General features: G+C 65.7%; 1 protein-coding gene. It reads left to right on the top strand.

Going from position 1 to position 1,124, the window contains the following annotated elements:
* Positions 1–1,124, top strand: a 1,124-nt coding sequence (tuf, locus tag HNQ09_RS18635; protein ID WP_184032061.1) for an elongation factor Tu, incomplete at both ends; no start/stop codon positions are given.

Genomic DNA, 1,124 nt, shown 5'->3' on the forward strand with positions numbered 1-1,124 from the left:
ATCGGGCACGTCGACCACGGCAAGACTACGCTGACCGCGGCGATCACCTTCACGGCGGCCGCGATGGACCCCACCATCGAGACCCTGGCCTACGACCAGATCGACAAGGCCCCCGAAGAAAAGGCCCGCGGCATCACCATCAACACCTCCCACGTCGAGTACAACACCCCCACCCGCCACTACTCCCACGTCGACTGCCCCGGTCACGCCGACTACGTCAAGAACATGATCACCGGCGCAGCCCAGATGGACGGCGCCATCCTGGTCGTCTCCTCCGCCGACGGCCCCATGCCCCAGACCCGCGAGCACATCCTGCTGGCCCGTCAGGTGGGCGTGCCCTACATCGTCGTGTTCATGAACAAGGTCGACATGGTCGACGACGAAGAACTGCTCGAACTCGTCGAGATGGAAGTGCGCGAGCTGCTGAGCAAGTACGAGTTCCCCGGTGACGACCTCCCCGTGGTCAAGGGCAGCGCCCTTCAGGCGCTGGAGGCCTTGCAGGCCAACCCCAAGACCGCCCGCGGCGAGAACAAGTGGGTCGACAACATCTGGGAACTCCTCGACGCCGTGGACTCCTACATCCCCACCCCCGAGCGTGACACCGACAAGACCTTCCTGATGCCCGTCGAGGACGTCTTCACCATCACCGGGCGCGGCACCGTGGCCACCGGCCGTGTCGAGCGCGGCGTGGTCAAGGTGCAGGACGAAGTCGAGATCATCGGCCTGCGCGACACCAAGAAGACCACCGTCACCGGCATCGAGATGCACCGCAAGCTGCTGGACTCGGGCATGGCCGGGGACAACGTGGGGGTGCTGCTGCGCGGCGTCGCTCGCGACGACGTGGAGCGGGGCCAGGTGCTGGCCAAGCCGGGCAGCATCAAGCCGCACACCAAGTTCGAGGCCAGCGTGTACGTGCTCTCGAAGGACGAGGGTGGGCGTCACAGTGCGTTCTTCGGGGGGTACCGTCCGCAGTTCTACTTCCGCACGACGGACGTGACGGGCGTGGTGGAACTGGCCGAAGGGGTGGAGATGGTGATGCCCGGGGACAACGTGACCTTCACGGTGGACCTGATCAAGCCCATCGCCATGGAAGAAGGCCTGCGCTTCGCCATCCGCGAGGGTGG

This window comes from Deinococcus budaensis (assembly GCF_014201885.1).
GTDB classification, from domain to species: domain Bacteria; phylum Deinococcota; class Deinococci; order Deinococcales; family Deinococcaceae; genus Deinococcus; species Deinococcus budaensis.